Annotated in this window: 16 protein-coding genes; 4 read left to right on the top strand and 12 right to left on the bottom strand. The window is 38.9% G+C overall.

All coding sequences use genetic code 11. From position 1 onward, the window contains the following. Positions 1-7: 7 nt before the first annotated feature. The 7 genes from Q4550_RS13030 to ilvA all read right to left on the bottom strand — a co-directional run bounded on the left by Q4550_RS13030 (position 8) and on the right by ilvA (position 8,490). On the bottom strand, positions 8-1,321 hold the full coding sequence (locus Q4550_RS13030; RefSeq protein WP_303533262.1) for a TrkH family potassium uptake protein: 1,314 nt from the start codon (positions 1,319-1,321) through the stop codon (positions 8-10). Positions 1,322-1,418: 97 nt separating this feature from the next. After that, positions 1,419-2,369, bottom strand: coding sequence for an MBL fold metallo-hydrolase (locus Q4550_RS13025; protein ID WP_303533261.1), 951 nt, complete (start codon positions 2,367-2,369; stop codon positions 1,419-1,421). Positions 2,370-2,477: 108 nt separating this feature from the next. Then, positions 2,478-3,047, bottom strand: a complete 570-nt coding sequence (locus tag Q4550_RS13020) for a histidine phosphatase family protein (RefSeq protein ID WP_194221694.1) — start codon at positions 3,045-3,047, stop codon at positions 2,478-2,480. 27 nt (positions 3,048-3,074) lie between these two features. Then, a complete protein-coding gene (locus Q4550_RS13015) occupies positions 3,075-4,022 on the bottom strand; it encodes a phosphotransferase family protein (RefSeq protein WP_303533260.1) in 948 nt (315 codons plus the stop codon). A gap of 74 nt (positions 4,023-4,096) precedes the next feature. Next, the gene (locus tag Q4550_RS13010) at positions 4,097-6,022 is read right to left on the bottom strand and encodes an ATP-dependent DNA helicase (protein WP_303533259.1); all 1,926 of its coding nucleotides are present in this window, start codon (positions 6,020-6,022) and stop codon (positions 4,097-4,099) included. A 149-nt stretch (positions 6,023-6,171) separates the two neighbouring features. After that, a complete protein-coding gene (locus Q4550_RS13005) occupies positions 6,172-7,134 on the bottom strand; it encodes an LLM class flavin-dependent oxidoreductase (RefSeq protein ID WP_303533258.1) in 963 nt (320 codons plus the stop codon). 99 nt (positions 7,135-7,233) lie between these two features. Continuing rightward, the gene (gene ilvA / locus Q4550_RS13000; protein ID WP_303533257.1) at positions 7,234-8,490 is read right to left on the bottom strand and encodes a threonine ammonia-lyase IlvA; all 1,257 of its coding nucleotides are present in this window, start codon (positions 8,488-8,490) and stop codon (positions 7,234-7,236) included. A gap of 167 nt (positions 8,491-8,657) precedes the next feature. Between ilvA and Q4550_RS12995 the strand changes: the two genes are divergently transcribed. Together Q4550_RS12995 and Q4550_RS12990 are read left to right on the top strand one after the other, a co-directional pair. Beyond that, entirely contained in the window at positions 8,658-9,305 is a 648-nt protein-coding gene (locus Q4550_RS12995; RefSeq protein ID WP_303533256.1) for an MtnX-like HAD-IB family phosphatase, read from the top strand. Between the two features lie 2 nt (positions 9,306-9,307). After that, the gene (locus Q4550_RS12990; protein WP_303533255.1) at positions 9,308-10,357 is read left to right on the top strand and encodes an iron-containing alcohol dehydrogenase family protein; all 1,050 of its coding nucleotides are present in this window, start codon (positions 9,308-9,310) and stop codon (positions 10,355-10,357) included. A 59-nt stretch (positions 10,358-10,416) separates the two neighbouring features. Here the strand turns inward: Q4550_RS12990 and kynA are convergent, their stop codons facing one another. Both kynA and Q4550_RS12980 read right to left on the bottom strand, forming a co-directional pair. Beyond that, the gene (kynA, locus tag Q4550_RS12985) at positions 10,417-11,259 is read right to left on the bottom strand and encodes a tryptophan 2,3-dioxygenase (protein WP_303533254.1); all 843 of its coding nucleotides are present in this window, start codon (positions 11,257-11,259) and stop codon (positions 10,417-10,419) included. A 173-nt stretch (positions 11,260-11,432) separates the two neighbouring features. Continuing rightward, positions 11,433-11,975 (bottom strand): site-specific integrase, encoded by a 543-nt coding sequence (locus tag Q4550_RS12980; protein ID WP_283154238.1) that lies wholly within the window; start codon positions 11,973-11,975, stop codon positions 11,433-11,435. A 376-nt stretch (positions 11,976-12,351) separates the two neighbouring features. Here Q4550_RS12980 and Q4550_RS12975 point away from each other — a divergent pair, with 376 nt between their 5' ends. Continuing rightward, positions 12,352-12,858, top strand: a complete 507-nt coding sequence (locus Q4550_RS12975; RefSeq protein ID WP_194221687.1) for a peroxiredoxin family protein — start codon at positions 12,352-12,354, stop codon at positions 12,856-12,858. Between the two features lie 116 nt (positions 12,859-12,974). Here Q4550_RS12975 and Q4550_RS12970 read toward each other — a convergent pair whose 3' ends face one another. Together Q4550_RS12970 and Q4550_RS12965 are read right to left on the bottom strand one after the other, a co-directional pair. Next, on the bottom strand, positions 12,975-13,364 hold the full coding sequence (locus Q4550_RS12970) for a VOC family protein (protein ID WP_303533253.1): 390 nt from the start codon (positions 13,362-13,364) through the stop codon (positions 12,975-12,977). Positions 13,365-13,458: 94 nt separating this feature from the next. Continuing rightward, positions 13,459-14,859: a bifunctional metallophosphatase/5'-nucleotidase gene (locus tag Q4550_RS12965; protein ID WP_303533251.1), complete on the bottom strand. Its 1,401-nt coding sequence runs from the start codon at positions 14,857-14,859 to the stop codon at positions 13,459-13,461. Between the two features lie 175 nt (positions 14,860-15,034). Here Q4550_RS12965 and Q4550_RS12960 point away from each other — a divergent pair, with 175 nt between their 5' ends. Next, the gene (locus Q4550_RS12960; RefSeq protein WP_303533249.1) at positions 15,035-16,204 is read left to right on the top strand and encodes a lactate 2-monooxygenase; all 1,170 of its coding nucleotides are present in this window, start codon (positions 15,035-15,037) and stop codon (positions 16,202-16,204) included. A 36-nt stretch (positions 16,205-16,240) separates the two neighbouring features. On the opposite strand, the gene Q4550_RS12955 is transcribed toward Q4550_RS12960, so the two are convergent. Then, the gene (locus Q4550_RS12955; RefSeq protein WP_303533247.1) at positions 16,241-17,437 is read right to left on the bottom strand and encodes an MFS transporter; all 1,197 of its coding nucleotides are present in this window, start codon (positions 17,435-17,437) and stop codon (positions 16,241-16,243) included. Between the last annotated feature and the right edge of the window lie 153 nt (positions 17,438-17,590).

Below are 17,590 nucleotides of genomic sequence, written 5' to 3'. Positions count from 1 at the left end.
TCACTCCTTAACCTACGGCCAAATCTTCTTTAATATAGCGCGTTTTTGATTTTTCTATTTTAAATACAGCGTATATGAAGCTAAATACACCAATGCGCCCAATAATCATTAGCATACATAAAAGCAACTTTGAAACTCCTGCAAGTTCACTCGTAATCCCCATCGATAAACCAGTGTTTGTTAAAGCAGATATAACCTCAAAAGCCACTAAAATGATTTCTTGAGACTCAAATATGGACAGAATTATGGTTGTAAATCCAAATAAAAAGATAAAGCTTAAAAAGATCAAAAAAGATTTATTAATCGAGTCCTGTGAAATGGTCTTCTTAAATAGCGTTGTATATTCTTCAGATTTTGCTACTGAAACCATTTTTGCTACAAGAACCGCAAAGGTTGTTAAGCGAAGACCCCCTCCGGTACTTGAAGAAGCCCCACCAATAAACATTAAAGTCATTAGTATGAGAACAGTTGTGATATTAAGTGTTGAAATGTCTACTGTTGTTAAGCCGCCATTCCGTGATGTAGCAGATAGAAAAATCACGTTTACGAACTTATCCCATATTGGCAAATGGCCAAATACGCCATTTTGTTCTAAAGAGAAATAAATGACAACCCCCACAAGAAACAGCGAACTATGAAGACGGATGTTCACTTTTGTAAACAAGCTTTTCTTTTTTCGAAAGCCGAGTATGTATTCTACAATAGTAGGAAAACCGAGGCTTCCTAGAAAGATCATCGTTGCTGAAGTTAACAGCATGAGCCAATTGTGTTGATAAGAAATCAAACTATCTCCAAATAAATCAAATCCAGCATTCGTAAAGCTCGCTACACTGTGAAATACAGTGACAAAAACAGCTTCTTTAACTGAGCTATATTGCTCACTTATTCCATTGAACATAAGACTAAAACCAATGGCTTCTACCGTTAACGCGATCATTAAAACGGAAATACTTAATGATCGAATGGTTCTTAACTGCGACTGGTTTTGGTCTTTCGATAGAAGGACCATACTTGACATTGTTAGTTTCTTACCCATCATTAAAAATAGGTAGCTGACGAGTACGAGAATACCAATGCCTCCTAGTTGCATTTCAATAATTAATAAGACCTGCCCAACTCGTGTAAAGTCAGACGAGATGTCAACGGAAGATAGCCCTGTAACACTGAGCGCACTAGTTGATATAAAGAGAGAGTCAACGACCTGTAATGAGCCATAGTGGGAAAACGGCAGCATATAAAAGGTCGCAAATAAAATAATAGTACCGACATACATTAAGAAAATATAGCGGAAGGATTGAATTGTTGATTTATTTTTTAGCATAGCATCTCTCCGTACTGTTGATCTAAATGATTCATTCAATATAACATGAAAAAAAAGCCTATGCCTATTATTCACAAGAAAACCACTTAAGCAGAATCTAAGTGGTTCGAACTGATTTTCGTTTCAAATAATCGATTAGGCCAAGAGCACATACTTGTAAGTCTACTTTTATATAATCATATACAGGATGATCGGAAGGTACTCCTTTTATTGAAAGCTTACTTGCCACATGTGCTAATAGCGCTTTTGAAAGATCCTCAGTAATTGGCGCCTCTTTCTTTTGCATGAGGTCATTTATTATTCTCATAAAATCGGATAACCAACTTTTTAATTGAGCCATTACTTCATCTCGGTTAGATGTTCTTCCATAATGACCGAAATAAATGGCGTCTGGCTCATAGGACATGATTTTTTCAGCAGATGCTAGCATTGCGTCTGGATCGAATTGATTTGGTGATGTTGATGGAAGATAAAGTTCAACATCGAGCTGCGGATAATAAACTCCCATCGTATCACCTACAAACACACCTTTCGTTTTTGAATCATAGATCGATAAATGGTGTTTGGCATGTCCCGGAGTATCCATGAAAGTTAATATTCGATTCGACCCAATTCGCATCTTGTCCATGTCATTCATGGCGATTAGCCGGTCTTCTTGAATCGGAATTATTGGTTCGAATAACTCCTGGAATTTATCCCCATAAACAGCTTTTGTTCCTTCAATTAAGCGAGATGGGTTTTCTAAATGGCGAATCCCTTTTGGATGAACAAAAACACGAGCATTTGGACATTTTTCAAGAAATAGGCCTGTCCCTCCAGCGTGATCGAGATGGATATGGGTGACAATTACGTTGCGAACCTCTTCTAAATTGATTTGGAGTTTTTCTAACCCGCTAATTAAGTAAGGAATCGATGGACTCGCGCTAGTTTCAATGATTGTAAGTTCTTCCTCATGCAGGACATAAGAACCCGTCCTTAGTTCAAGGGAGAGGTCATAGAGATCAATAAGAGATAAATCTTCCCCGATCATTTCGGGTTTTGCGTTCATGGCTTTTCCCTCCAATAATGAATGGTCACGTTCTTTATTGAAGGTCTTCTCGATCATTATTAAAAATCCTCTCTACATAAAGAGTCAGGATATGGATTGATTCGTTTATTAATTAAGGTGGCGTGTTGAATGGAACTTTTCATTTAACCATTTGTCTCCATCTCTTTTAAGAATCGTTAAAGAAGTATTTACAATATGATTTTCATGATTTAGTTCAGGTAGGGTGCTTTTAAAGAAATGTCTAAGAAAAGAACCGTGGCTAACTACTAGCACATTTAAACCTGAGTATTTATCATGAAAATCATTTACTGCCGCATGTGCGCGTTCAACAACAAGATCAGCCTTTTCAATACCGAGATCTAATTCGCGCCAGTTTTCTCCCCATTTCTTAATACGTTCTTGCTCTGTAGTTCCTTCAATTTGCCCACCGCCCGCCTCTCGTAAGCGATGATCGGTTATCACTTTCAGGTTGAGCTTTTTGGCGATGATCTCAGCTGTTTCTTTAGCTCGTGAAAGATCACTTGAGAAGATCACATCCCACTTGTCGTTCTTTAACCAGTCTCCAAGCTTAGCTGCGTCACTGCGACCTTGATCGTCAAGATGAATGTCTGAGCTACCTTGAGCTCTTTTCTCTTTATTCCATGCTGTACTCCCGTGGCGTATAAATCCAATCCTCATGTATATTCCCCTCTCGATTGTTTCTGCTTAATAGGATTCTATCGTTTTAGTAATAAGTTGAGTGATATCTCTTACCCTGTTTTCCCCACATACTGGTCGATCAAGCAAGCTACAAAGCGCTACGAGGTCTGCCAGTTTGGCAAGCTTCTGCCACTGTTTTGGCAGGGTGATTCCTTTATTTAATAATCCTTGCTGAATTCCCTCTTTAAATGATGTCATGTGATCAAATTCGTACCGTATCATGTTACCTAAATCAAAATAAATGCTACCTGATAAGGCAAATTCCCAATCTAGAACGGTGCTTACTTCTGTTCCGTTCATTAGTACATTAAGTCCATTATAATCCCCGTGAACAAGGCGGGGTTCGCTTTGATCTTGCTCAAGCAAATAGGCATTGTTCCTTACAAATGAGATCACTCTATCAGTTAGAGTAAGAGATAGCCATTTGGAAGCATGATGATTTATAAAGGATTCGATCGTTGAGATGAATGAGGTTGGTGTTAATTGAAATTCATCTCTTACTTCAAGCGTTGAATCAAGAAATCCATATGTATTAAAATGCAGTTCTCTCAGTGAGGCAAGCTGTTCTCCAATGGATTGCCCCATTGCTTTCATATGTTGTTGAGACGAAGTAGATAGATGGTCTCGCAGCAAGGAACCTTCTTTCCATTCAAGAATACCAATATGGTATCCATTCCACTTTGTCATATGAAGAAAAGCTGGTGCTCGCACATCTTTTGGCAAGGACCTGTGAACTTCATATTCCCGTTTCAAGCTTTCCTGGTTTCTAGCCACTCTGATCACAACAGAGCTATGATGAGCAATATCAATTTTATAATTCGTATGACTCAAACCTCCAGAAAGCTGGGTCGTGGTATTTACCTTTAGATGTGGCTGATAGCTTTTTACGATTGATGTTATCGCTTCATCAGGTAGATAAATGATCGAATGATGTCTTTCCCAATTTGTTTTCATGCCACACCTCCCTTTATCTATCATAACAACTTCAATAGAAAAAAGCTCTTTCTCGTTTGAGAAAGAGCTTTTTATTATTTCCAGTTGATTGGTAAAGGTGAAACATCTTGAACTTGTTGTTCATACTTTGTCACTTGATCTTCTGTCATCCAAATACGGACGACACCATGATCTACACTACTTCGAATTAATCGACCAATTCCTTGTCGTAAGCGAAGTAACATGTAGGGAAGGTCTACATCGCTTACTGGATCTTCTGAATGACTTCGTTTCGCCTGGAAAACAGGGTCATTTGGAGGGAATGGTAATGACGAGATTAGAACCTGAGTAAGTGATTCACCCGGTACATCAAGTCCCTCCCATAGATGATACGAGCAAAGAACAGCAGAATGATCTCGTTGAAATGCCTTGACCGTTTCGCTTATTTCACGGTCTCCTTCATAAATAAGGTTAAACGTCCAGCTTTGTTGGTCTGCCCACTCTCTGAACCTATTCATTTCTTCTAGCGAAGAGAATAGCAGCAATGAATGACCTTTATTCAGGTGAAGGGAATGGCCCATCTCTTCCCATTTTTGATGTTCATTTTCAGCTACAGAACCATTCATTTTCATCTGTGCTTCATAATCAAATGGTGAATTTACAGAGAAGGAAGCATGTTTCTGAATACCTAAGCTGCTTGCTATATAAGAGAAATCTCCAGCTTGCGAAAGCGTTGCTGATGAGAAAACAAATGGGATCTTCTGTGAAAATACTTCTTTTCGCAGAATGTCTTCTACAAGTCTTGGCATAATGACAAGAGATGTCTGGGTTTCAGTTTCTTCAAGCCAATGAATACCCTCTCCATCCTGGAGCAGCGTTCTTAAGCCATATGAGAAGAACTCGAGGTATTCTTCCATAATCTTGACATGGTAGTCTTCCATTACATAAAGCTCTGAATCGAAAACAAGCTGCTCTAACAAAGCATCAACTTTCTCAGCAATCGCTTTTGCAATTTCTATCATCGTTTCAGTTCGTGGGACATCTTTTCGAATCGAACCTTCTACAGCGATCGCGGACTGACTAAGATGAGCGAACCAGTTATCGTGAAGCTCCAGGATCTCTTCAACTAATGTAAGCGATTCTTCTCTTACATCCTGGTCCATGTAGCCTGTAAGAATACTGGATAGAGTTTCCGAATGAAAGCGATACGTCAAGCCTTTTTGTGCTGAGAATTCCAATAAATGGCCTTCATCAAATACAACTGTGCTAGCTTCTGGGAGCAAAGGAAGTTGTCCTTCACGTTTACGTGAGTCTTTCGTCCAGATATGTTCCATATAGAAATCATGAGAACAAATAATCAAATCGCTTGAATGACGATAATATTCACGATTTAACGTTTGGCCACAGCGATGACGCCAGTCACACGTTGAACATTGTTGCAGTGGATCCCACGCAATTTTTTCCCATTTATCATTTGGTACCCAAGGGTATTCTTTCCGATCGCCATAGCGATGGAAAGACTTCATTGATGCAGCTGGTTCATAAACAAACTCTGGTATTTCATCGTGCACACTTAAGATGTCTTCATCGTCAGTACGATGAGAAAGATGGTCTAGCTTTTTCACACAAACATATTGCTCTCTAGCCTTCGCTAGACGAACATCAACAGTTAAACCAAGTGCTTTCTCAAGCTTCTCAATGTCTCCGCCTTCTTTCACTAGCTGCTCAATAAGTGTTTCATCCGCACATGAAATAATCGCCGGTTTTCTTGTATACCTCGCATAGCAAATGGCATACAACAAATATACAAACGTTTTCCCTGTTCCAACGCCTGCTTCAGCAAACACAACGCACTTATTTTTAAAGGCCTGTTCAATTTGAAAAGCCATAAAGATTTGTTCATCTCGAAGCTCATATCCATGCTCCGGTAAAATGTCGTAGAATACGTCGCCAACATAGTCGCCGAGTTTCTCGAAAAAGGAATCTTCCTTTGTGATTTCAAAAGGTAATGGTTGGGTCATGTACGGTCTCCTCTTCTAGCTTGATCCGTCCTTTTATTTTCATATCTATTGGCACTGTAAAATGGATACAGTTAAAAATTTAATCCTATAAAAAACAAAAGAAACCAAACTCTATCATAACAGATTTCCTTCTATTAGTGAAAAAAGATCTATCCTTGAATAAGCACCTCACCAAGAAGTTGAAAAGAAGTCAGTCTTTCCCTTCGATGTGGCGTAATCGTTGTGATTAAGAATTCATCTGGTTGATACTCTTCTTGCAGATCCTGTAGCTTTTCTTGGACGATTTTAGGTGTTCCACTAATAAGCTTCGAGGTGTGATCATTAGGAAGTGATACGGTAAGTGCCTCTTCAACACTTGGGAGTGTTGTTTTCCCTTTAGATCGAAATTCATTGACTACGTGAGTCCAGTGAGCAAGCTCATCTGCACGCTCCTGTGTCTCACTGCAAATAATGGACACCGCTAGAATGCAATAAGGAGATTCTCCCGCAAAGTTTGTTCGATATGTGTCGAGAAGTTCTTTCCCATTTTGTTCGCTCATAAAATAGCCAAACGCATAGGACATACTGTTTTCTGCTGCTAACAGCGCACTTTTCTTTCCTGTTCCAAGGAGCCATGGCTCGGGAACGTGGTTAGGAACAGGCTTTGCTTGAAGATTATGATACAAATGGTCCTTTGCAAAGCCATTATTGATAAAGCGAAGTAGTTCATCTACTTTCTCTGGCATCTTCCGAACTTCTTCTAAAAATCGCGGAGATAGAGCTGTAGTCGCTTCGGCGGATCCCCCTGGTGCTCTGCCTAATCCAAGGTCGATGCGACCTGGAAAAAGGGTTGCTAGTGTATGAAATATTTCTGCTATCTTATATGGTTGATAGTGAGGAAGTAGTATTGCTCCAGCTCCAAGTCGAATTCGCCTAGTATGTGCTCCGATATAGCTTAAGAGTACCTCAGGGGTGGGACACGCTAAGTGGTCTCGGTCGTGGTGTTCCGTAACCCAGTAACGAACATAGCCAAGTTGATCTCCGAGAATAGCTAACTCTTTTGAAGCTTGTAGTGCCTCAGCTGTCGTTTCTCCATGAAAGACTGGTGTTTGATCAAGTATACTTAATTTCATTCCGCACCTCTTTTCATACAATCTCTCCTTATCATATAGAAAAAAGTGCCCCATTTATACTCGAACGACTTCAAAAGAAAAACGCCCGCTATAGGCGTTTTAAATGAGTAGGTTAAAGAGATCTTGGTCCTTGTTAATTTCAATGTAGGAAAATCCTTTTCGATTTAAACGCTCAATCAAAGGTTCATAATCTTCTTTGTGTTTGAGCTCAATTCCTGCTAGAACAGGTCCTCGATCACGATTGTTCTTTTTCGTGTATTCAAAGCGGGTAATATCATCTGTTGGACCTAAAACATCAGCCATAAATTCTTTTAACGCACCAGCTCGTTGAGGGAAATGTACAATGAAATAATGTTTTAGCCCTTCATAAATTAAAGAACGTTCCTGGATTTCCTGCATGCGATTAATATCGTTATTTCCCCCACTAATAACGCACACCACATTTTTTCCTTTAATTTGATCACGATAAAAATCGAGAGCGGCGATGGACAAAGCGCCGGCTGGCTCAGCCACAATGGCGTTCTGGTTGTATAGCTCTAAGATGGTTGTACAAATTTTCCCTTCTGGCACAAGTACAACATCATCAAGAATATGTTTGCAAATGTCGAGTGTCAGCTTTCCAACTTGTTTTACAGCAGCTCCATCTACAAATTTATCGATATAATCAAGCGGTACGACCTCGTCCTTCTCAATGGAACTTTTCATTCCTGGGGCACCTTCAGGCTCTATACCGATGATTTTCGTGTGTGGGCTAATGCTTTTGATATAAGACCCTACGCCTGAGGCAAGACCTCCTCCTCCAATGCTGAGCATCACAAAGTCGACTTCATCAATATCATTCATAATTTCAAGTCCTACTGTTCCCTGTCCTGCAATCGTTCGATAGTCATCAAAAGGATGAATGAATGCTTTGTCGTGTTTGTTGCAAAATTCTTTAGCGGTTAGAAAGGAGTCATCAAACGTATCGCCTGTTAGAATGACTTCCACAAACGATCCACCAAACAATTCAACTTGCGAGATTTTTTGACGGGGCGTCGTAGCAGGCATAAAGATATGTCCTTGAATGCCAAGCGTTTTACAAGAAAAGGCTACGCCCTGGGCATGGTTTCCTGCGCTTGCGCATACGATTCCTTTTGCTTTCTCTTCCATCGTTAAACCTTGAATCAAATTATAAGCGCCTCTAATTTTAAAAGACCGAACACTTTGTAAATCTTCTCTCTTCAAATACACATTGCAATTATATCGATCAGAAAGAATTTCATTCCGCTGTAGCGGTGTATGAACAACGACTTCTTTTAAAACCTGGTTTGCGATAATGATATCTTCCACCTGGACTTTACTGATTGTTTTACTCATTCTCGCACTCCTTCAGATTAAATTGAATTGTTTAACTTTTTAAAATTCATTTTAACACAATTTAGTGCGGCTGTACGTTATTGTTCTAAAAGAATCAGATTTCTTTTGAATATGAAAGCATGCTACAATTTTAATAGATCAACGACTATATGAAGGAGGAAATATAAATGAAAAAGTGGGCATTTGTATCTGATTTTGACGGAACCATTTCAAAAAAAGATTTCTACTGGCTTGTGATTGAAACTTATTATCCTGAAGGTAAAGGATTGTATAAGAAGTGGAAAGCTGGGGAAATGCAAGATATTGATTTTCTAAGCCAGGTATTTCAATCCATTGATCAGCACGAGGAGCAAATTATTCAAGATATCCTCTCCTTACCGATTGATGAGCATGTTCCTTCCTTTATTAAGAAGATTCAAGAAAACGGCGGGGATTTCTACATTTTAAGTGCTGGGACTGATTATTACATTCACCACATTTTGAATCATTATGGCATTCAGAATGTCCCTGTTTTCTCGAACAAAGGCTATTACGAGAATAAAAATGTCCATTTGTCGATTAATGAGAATCATAAACATTATTCGAGAAGATATGGTATTGATAAATCAAAAGTGATTTCAGATTTGAAAGAAAAGTATGAAGTGGTTTATTTTGCTGGTGATAGCGAACCAGATTCTCATCCAGCCAAAGTTGCTGATCTTACTTTTGCAAAAGACGCACTGCAAGAACTATTAAAAGAAAATAACGTGCCATTCGTAGCCGTTGAATCGTATCAACAGATTGAAGATTTCCTGCATGAGAAAGGAACGATTTGACCATGCATCCATTAACGAATATTCCGATCCCTGCCATTTTGGAGATTCGTTCTGGTATCCGCCATCAGCTTGATATGATTCTCCATAAGCACGGCTTTCATCATGCCCTATTTTTATTCGATGAATTTACATATGAGACTTATGGTGAGTCCTTTCAGGAGAATATGAAACATGTCACCATCGATATTCAAAAGATGGAACCTAGGAAAACCATTCATGATCTGATCGGGTATGCTTTCTCCCTTGATTCTTATGATGTTGTGATTGCTATGGGCGGTGGTATGGTTATTGATTATGGGAAATATATTGCGTTTTCTAGAAAACTACCGTTTATAAGCATGCCGACCTCTGCCTCAAATGATGGTTTTGCTAGTAGCAACTGCTCTCTTATTGTGAATCACAAAAAAACTACTGTTCCTGCACAGGTACCTTATGGGATCATTGCTGACCTCGAAGTGATTAAACAAGCCCCTTCTCCCTTCTTGCTTGCAGGAGTTGGTGATCTAATGAGTAATATAACGGCTCTTTATGATTGGGAGTTTGAAGAAAAGAACGGTAAAGGTCACGTAAATGCCTTTGCTGCGATGCTAAGTAAGAAGGCTGTAAACAGTTTCATTCGAACGCCGATGTCAGATATTCAAAATCCGATCTTTATTAAAGAACTTGTAAGCTCGTTAACAATGGGCGGCGTGGCAACGGTTATTAGCGGCAATAGCGCACCAATTAGTGGTTCGGAGCATTTAATTTCACATGCGCTCGATAAACAATTACAAAATCCGCACATGCACGGAATACAGGTCGGAATCGCAACTTATATTATGGCAAATGTGCAGAACCACCGAGCGATACGGATGGGGAAAGTATTTGAACGTACTGGTTTCTTTGATTATATCAAGAAGGAACGTATGCAAAAATCTGACCTCGCTGAAGCTATTTTAAAGGCTCCTTCTGTTAAGCCCCATCGATATACATACCTTCATAATGAAGATTTTCAAAGGAAGGCGCTCTCTTTCCTAGAAAGTGATGCAAAGTTAAATGAACTACTCATATAAAAAACGCTCCCAACTGAGAGCGTTTTTTATATGAGTTTACATAATGATATTACAATCACCTAAAGGGCGGTTCGAATATCCCAGAGCTCAGGAAAGAAACGGTGATCAAGTACTTTCTTTAAATAACCGACCCCTGATGAGCCTCCTGTACCCTGCTTAAAACCAATAATTCTCTCAACCGTCTTCATATGACGGAATCTCCATTGCTGCAGCCAATCTTCAATATCGACGAGTTTTTCGGCAAGCTCATAAAGATCCCAGTATGTATCGACATTCCGGTATACCGTCAGCCATGCCTGCAACACAGAATCATTCTTCTCATAAGTTTTGGTTACATCGCGTTGAAGAACTCCTTGATCTATCGGTAAACCTGCTCTGGAGAGAGCTTTAATGGCGACATCATAAATGCCGGGTTTTTGATAAGCATTCTTAAGTTGTGCGTGAAGCTTTTCATCCTTTTCATAGATTTTAAGCACGTGTGATGTTTTGTATCCTAATGAAAATTCGATCATGCGGTATTGATAAGATTGAAAACCAGATGCCTGTCCGAGCGAATCACGAAACTCCATATATTCTGATGGCGTTAATGTTGAAAGAACATCCCAAGCCTGAATAATTTGGGTTTGGGTCTTTGAAACACGTGCAAGCATTTTAAAGGCAGACGAAAGTTCATTATTTTCAATTGCTTCAATGGCTCCTTTAAGTTCATGTAGAATTAACTTCATCCACAATTCACTAACCTGATGAATGATGATAAAGAGCATTTCGTCATGATGGTCTGAAAGTCTATTTTGCCCAGAGAGTATTTGATCGAGACTTAAGTATTCTCCGTAAGTCATATTGTTTTTGAAATCCGTATGTATAGATGATTCGGTAGGATCAACGTGATCTTTTTTATCCAAAGGGATAACCTCCTTCTTATTTGTAATCGGTTACAAAAACAGTAATTCAAATGAGTTTCTTCATTAATATGCTTTTGCAGTATCAAGAAGTTTTTCTTAAAGCAAAACTATATTTATACCTTCAACTCCTCCCCCCTCTTTTATAAATTATAACATGTCTATCATTGCTTCACTTATAAACTAAAGTTGAACAATGATTCATCCATTTGCTCCTGCTCAATTCCAATATACCTTAATGTAATCGATGGTGCAGAATGTCCAAAGATCTTCTGAAGCATTGCCACATCCTTTGTTTGTTTATAGTAAAAATAACCAAACGTCTTACGCATAGTATGTGTTCCAATTTCGGAAAGCCCTGCTTCCGCTGCAGCCTGATTTAATATTTTGTAAGCTTGTCCTCTTTGAATCGGTAAATCGGTTTTATTCGATGGAAATAAAAAATCACGTTCTTCCATATCAAACGTATACGACTCAATGAGTTCCTTAAGAGAATAGTTGATCGGAAATCGTTTGGCTTTCCCTGTTTTTTTCTCCTTAATAATAATGTGTGTTTGATTTCGAACGTCCCCCACACGTAATGGAAGTAAATCACTAATCCGCAGACCGGTATTAATTCCCATATTAAATAAAAACCAGTCTCTGGAATTTCGCTTTCGTAGATGTTTTTTTACTAATTTGATCTTCTGAGGATCACGAATCGGCTGAACCGTGTTCATGAGGGCATCCTTCTTTCTCTATTTAATATGTATCGTTAATGATAAACAATTGATTAATATGTATCATTATACCTTTCTTCGTTCTGTTCGAAAAGAGAAAACCCTCTAAAAATAAGCTTTCATTCATTTTCATAATGATACACAATATATGTTTTGTATCATTGTGTTGGAATACGTGCAATTAGTTTGTTCTGTACGTATGATAGCCAATTCGTTTTTATTCCCAATAAAAAGGCTGTAACGACAATTTCCTTTGTCAATTATTCAGTCTCAAAATAGAGTAAGGTATCTTACATCATTTATTTCTGAATCAGAGTATCATAACAACTGCCTTACATTATAAGGTGATTGTTATTATTCAAAGGAGGAAATCGTTTTGTCTAAATTTGCATTGAAAGACGCAGTCCCTAATTTTTCACTTCCTGCAGTAAACGGCGAAGAATATTCTTTTGAATCATACCGTAAAGAAAAAGGTGGATGGCACCTCGTCATTTTCTTTAGAGGTTCCTGGTGCCCCGTTTGTGTGAGTGATCTTGAAAGTCTAGAAGAAAGTACTGGTTTCTTTGAAGGGAAAAATGTTCATATTACAACTATATCAACTGATAAATTTGATGATTTAAAAGCAATGGCTGAAGAAAAGAATCTTTCTTTTCCAGTATTAGCTGATGAGGATTTAAAAGCACTTGAAGCATATGATGTTCACTATCATAAAGAAGATGATCCATATGAAGATCATGGCGCTCATGGTGAGCCAGCCTACTTCCTTATTGATGATAAGGGCGAATTGCTTTATCAACAAAGACAAACAAGTCCTTTTGGTCGTCCTACTGTTACAGAGTTACGTAAAATCGTTCAGTATATTGGAAAGACTTATAAGGGATAAAGAAAACAGGCCAAATTGGCCTGTTTTTTGTATTGACGTCCCTTGTAGTTTGCAATAATTTTTAATAACTTTTGTTATTTAACTTTATATATATATATTACGGTAATTGAAATTTATTATATGTTAGGTGATACAATTTCTACCTTTATTCGATCTGGATCTTCAAAATAAAGCGCATAATGATTGATCCCACCTGCATGAGGATATAGCTCGTTATATAAAATAGAAGCTTGTTTTTGTACGAGCATTAATCGAATATTTTCTACCTGTTCTTTTGAGTGAGCACGAAATGCGAGATGATTTATACCAATCCGTTTACGATGATATCCCATTTCTTTGTATTTCTCCTCAACTTGCACAAATACAATATAGCTTTCTTTATCTCTCCAGCTTCTCCCTTCTTTCCAATTCTGAAATGGTGTATAACCAAGCGCTTCTAATAACAACCCCCAAAATTCAGTGCTTTTATTTAGGTCAGAGACGTACAGCTCAATATGGTGGATCAAAATGAACCTCTCCTTTGAAAAAATACAATAGTTACTAATAATATTTTTTAGTATATAAATTAAGAACCACAGGGAGACTACCTGTGGTTTAATATTACCGCATAGTTTCTTTTTGTAAGTCTCTTTTCACAACCCAGCGCTTAGTAAATGCTTTTGATATGAAGGTTTCAATCTCAGCATATTCTCTTATTACATCTTTTATTTCATCTGATTGATAGGAGAAGTTCCGGTTATACGCTAAGTCAGGATACCCAGATCCTCTTAACAAATAATCAGAAGAGGCAATTCGATACCATTTTTCTGGATCTAACACCTCATTATTAATCGTAATAGAATGTATTTTCTTTTGATCATGTTCGATCACTGCACCTGATACATGAAGTCGCCCGACATATTTACCTCGGAAGCCGGGCCCCTTGCCATCTGACATACAAACCGAACTGTCTAACGAGCTTTCAAGAGCAGCATATAAGTGCTTTCCCTGAATTTCAGAATAAGTCGGATTTAATGGTGAAGGACATATTTCAATAAGCTTTTTATTAGACACAAAATCAACGATTCCCCCATTAGTGATGCCGCTGTTAATCAATCCGAGATCACATTCAAAGCGATCTTTTAAACCATCCGCAATTAAATTCGCCATGGGGTTTTCTTCAAGTACATCATGCCATAGTGGTTCACTAACTGTGTAAAGTGGTTTACTCAAATTGTCGATCGCTTCTTTCTTACTTGAAACTAAAATACTTATAATTTCTTCATCCTCCACCGCTTTAGCTGTTGAGATCGATCTGGAGGCTAATAAGGTTAAACCATCTTCTGTAACCTCAATTTCTACAATACCAATATGTTCCCCGTACATACCAGCTGAGTTCAGAATGGTGCCATTCACTACTTTCGCTTCATCGTAGAGAACGTGGTCATGTGCGGAAAGAATCAAATCGATCTCATCGATTGCATCGGCTAGTTCGATGTCTCTTTCAGTACCAACATGGTTTAGCACAATACAAATATCATAGTTTCCTTTTTGGCTTTCTATCTCTTTCTGTATCGCTTCTATGTAATCTAAAATTTGAAAACCCATCAAATCATTAAATTCCTGCAAATCCGGTGAAGCACCGGTAATCAATATACGTATCCCTTGCTTTTGAATAATCGTACTTCTAAATACCCCTTTCAATGACGCACCGTTTGCTTTAAGAAGATTACAACTAATGAAAGGGACAGGACTATGTACTGCCATATGCTCTAGCGTTTCATTTCCATTAAAGAGTTCATTATTCCCAATTGTAATCGCATCATAACCGGCAGATTGAAGCATTTTCACGGCCGAGATCCCCTGCGTTCCTTGAAGCTCTATACTTTTAAAATCAGCAAAGTCACCACCATCCAAGATTAGTGTTTGGTCATCTGCGTAATCCTTAATAAGTGATGTCGCTTTTGCGAAATTCTCAAAATGACTATGAATATCGTTCGTATGTATGATCGAAAGCTTCATGTTTGTCCTCCAATATGTTCTTAATGAACGAATTTAGTGCCATTCTACTATTTCGAAACTCATGAGCGAAATCCTCCTAATAACCCTGTTCCTTAAAAAACTTCCCTTTTTATGAAGGAATTGCCTTGAAAGAAAAGAAGATTCACTTAATCATATTGTCAAAGGAGTCGTTATCATGAGTAATATTGGTAATGAGATACAGTTTGGCATTTATAAGCAGATGCATGCGCCTGATCCTGATCGCCTTCCAACAAGATATGAAGATTGGGAAAAAAGAGCGAGAGAAGTACTAGAGGATGGTCCTTATGATTATGTGGCCGGAGGGTCTGGTGCTGAAGATACGAAGAATTCGAATCGAGAAGCCTTTAAACGTTGGAACATCGTTCCTCGCGTTTTCCGTCACGTTGAAGAACGAAACTTAAAGGTAGGGTTATTCGGTCAGATGCTCCCTTATCCAATAATGGTTGCTCCAGTAGGAGTTCAATCGATTATCCACCAAGAAGGTGAGCTTGCTTCTGCTAAAGCTGCAGCTTCAATGGGAATACCCTACATTGCAAGCTCAGCATCAAGTCATTCCATGGAAGAGATTGCTGACGCGATAGGCGATGCGCCAAAGTGGTTTCAGCTTTACTGGAGTCGCGATCCTGAGATTGCCAAAAGCTTTGTTCAGCGAGCAGAGCATGCTGGTTATTCTGCGATTGTTGTAACGCTTGATACACCAATGATGGCATGGCGAGAATTAGATCTTCAAAATGTCTACTTGCCTTTTCTTATTGGAGAAGGTATTGGGAACTACTTAACTGATCCTGCCTTTCGAGCAGGACTACATGTTCCGCCTGAAAAAGACGCCATGGGTGCGATTATGCACTGGACAAACGTATTTGGGAATGCAGGATTAACATGGGAGGATTTAGCAGAACTCAAAAAATACACATCTCTTCCTATTATTTTAAAAGGAATTCTTCATCCAGATGATGCTAAGCTTGCGATCAAATATGGAGCAGATGGAATCATCGTTTCCAATCACGGTGGGCGGCAAGTGGATGGCGCGATCGCAGCACTGGATGCACTTCCGGCTATTGTTGAAGCTGTTGAGAATCACATTCCGGTATTAATGGATAGCGGGATTAGAAGAGGAGCAGATGTATTTAAAGCCATCGCGCTTGGTGCCGAAGCGGTGCTTGTCGGCAGACCATGTATGTACGGCCTTGCGGTTGGTGGTGAAAATGGTGTGAAACAAGTGCTTTCCAACCTTGTTGCAGATTTTGATCTAACGATGGCCTTATCAGGTTGCCGAGACCTAACTGAAGTAAACACAGACTTGATCATTCCGGCTAGTCGATAGCAAAAAAAGGAACACGTTTGTGTTCCTTTTTTAATCTTACTTCCATTGAACAGCTTCGCTATGTTTATGAACAGCTGCACTTCTTTTTAAGTAAATGACGTAGATCACCATAGAAATGATGACAGATATTCCAGCTGTTAAATAAATATCAGCATATCCAAAAGTAGAAGCAATTAGACCGAAAAACATCGCACCAAGTCCTACACCTAAATCGAAGAAGGAGAAAAAGGTTGCGTTAGCCATACCTTTTCTGTGAAGCGGTGCTTCATTAACAGCCCATGCTTGAAGAGCAGGTTGAACGGAGCCAAATCCTATGCCAAATAGCACAGCCGCAAGAATGAGCATAAATTGATTGGCTAATAAAGTTAGATCTACCATAGCCAATAAAATCAAAAATGCACCTGGAAGAAATATAGCTTTATGACCTTTTCGATCATAGATTTGTCCAGCGAAAGCACGTACGAGCATAAGCGAAACAGCAAAGACGACAAAGTACCATTCAATTCCATCAATTCCTAGCTGTTCTGCATATAATGGAAGAAAAGTAGCGATTCCTCCAAAAACCATTGTAATAAAGAAAAGAAGAATAGAAGGCATTAAAGCTGTCTTCTCAAATATGTCCCATTTCTTTCTTTCAATCGGTGTTTTATTCGCAGGTTTATAGCGAATAAAGGCAGCGATGATAAATGAAAGTAAACCGGCAGAAGCGGCAATTAAAAACATCGTTTGAAATCCAGAAAGAGCGATTAAGAATAAACCAAGAGCTGGACCAAATGCCATCGCTAAATTCCCAGCAAGGCCAAAATAACCCATGCCTTCTCCCCTTCGCTTTTGAGGAATCAAGTCAGTTGCAATTGTACCAACCGCCGTTGTAGACATTCCCCAGCCAAGGCCTTGTACTACTCTCATAAGAAACAAAAGAATCAAACTTCCTGTAAACGCATAAGAGCCAACGGAAATGACAAAAACGATTAAGCCAATTAAAAAGATAATTCTTCTTCCGAGTGACTCTAATACATGACCGCTCCACGGTCGTATAAGCAAGGCAGATAATGTGAAAATACCAACAACAAAGCCGATAAGCTGGTCGCTTCCACCAAGTTCATTCACAAATAAAGGCAGCGTCGGGAGGGTCATTTGGAATCCTGCAAAAATAAAAAAGTTTGCCATACATATAAAAATAAAGTTCCGCGTCCAGATCTTCTCTTTTTGAAGACCCTGCTGTTTCGCCATACATATTCCTTCTTTCTCTCACATAAGTTCTCTACCATCTTACAACATCACTGTTTTGATTAAGAGTTTTCTGCTCAGACAATGAAAAGCGAAGACGAGCGGGCAGAAACGAATGGATTGGAGCTCTTGAACAGAAACACGCCTTCTGTGTTT

It is taken from the genome of Anaerobacillus sp. 1_MG-2023, assembly GCF_030547345.1.
Classification (GTDB): Bacteria; Bacillota; Bacilli; order Bacillales; family Guptibacillaceae; genus Guptibacillus; species Guptibacillus hwajinpoensis_B.
The sequence above is the reverse complement of the archived record's forward strand: the minus strand, read 5'-3'. Positions and strand labels throughout refer to the sequence as shown.

Coding starts and splice junctions, on each gene's coding strand:
- Q4550_RS12980 (WP_283154238.1), bottom strand. CDS start 11,975: ATGAACACGGTTCAGCCGATTCGTGATCCTCAGAAGATCAAATTAGTA.
- Q4550_RS12960 (WP_303533249.1), top strand. CDS start 15,035: ATGAGTAATATTGGTAATGAGATACAGTTTGGCATTTATAAGCAGATG.
- Q4550_RS13030 (WP_303533262.1), bottom strand. CDS start 1,321: ATGCTAAAAAATAAATCAACAATTCAATCCTTCCGCTATATTTTCTTA.
- ilvA (WP_303533257.1), bottom strand. CDS start 8,490: ATGAGTAAAACAATCAGTAAAGTCCAGGTGGAAGATATCATTATCGCA.
- Q4550_RS13005 (WP_303533258.1), bottom strand. CDS start 7,134: ATGAAATTAAGTATACTTGATCAAACACCAGTCTTTCATGGAGAAACG.
- Q4550_RS12995 (WP_303533256.1), top strand. CDS start 8,658: ATGAAAAAGTGGGCATTTGTATCTGATTTTGACGGAACCATTTCAAAA.
- Q4550_RS13020 (WP_194221694.1), bottom strand. CDS start 3,047: ATGAGGATTGGATTTATACGCCACGGGAGTACAGCATGGAATAAAGAG.
- Q4550_RS13010 (WP_303533259.1), bottom strand. CDS start 6,022: ATGACCCAACCATTACCTTTTGAAATCACAAAGGAAGATTCCTTTTTC.
- Q4550_RS12955 (WP_303533247.1), bottom strand. CDS start 17,437: ATGGCGAAACAGCAGGGTCTTCAAAAAGAGAAGATCTGGACGCGGAAC.
- Q4550_RS13025 (WP_303533261.1), bottom strand. CDS start 2,369: ATGAACGCAAAACCCGAAATGATCGGGGAAGATTTATCTCTTATTGAT.
- Q4550_RS12990 (WP_303533255.1), top strand. CDS start 9,308: ATGCATCCATTAACGAATATTCCGATCCCTGCCATTTTGGAGATTCGT.
- Q4550_RS12965 (WP_303533251.1), bottom strand. CDS start 14,859: ATGAAGCTTTCGATCATACATACGAACGATATTCATAGTCATTTTGAG.
- Q4550_RS13015 (WP_303533260.1), bottom strand. CDS start 4,022: ATGAAAACAAATTGGGAAAGACATCATTCGATCATTTATCTACCTGAT.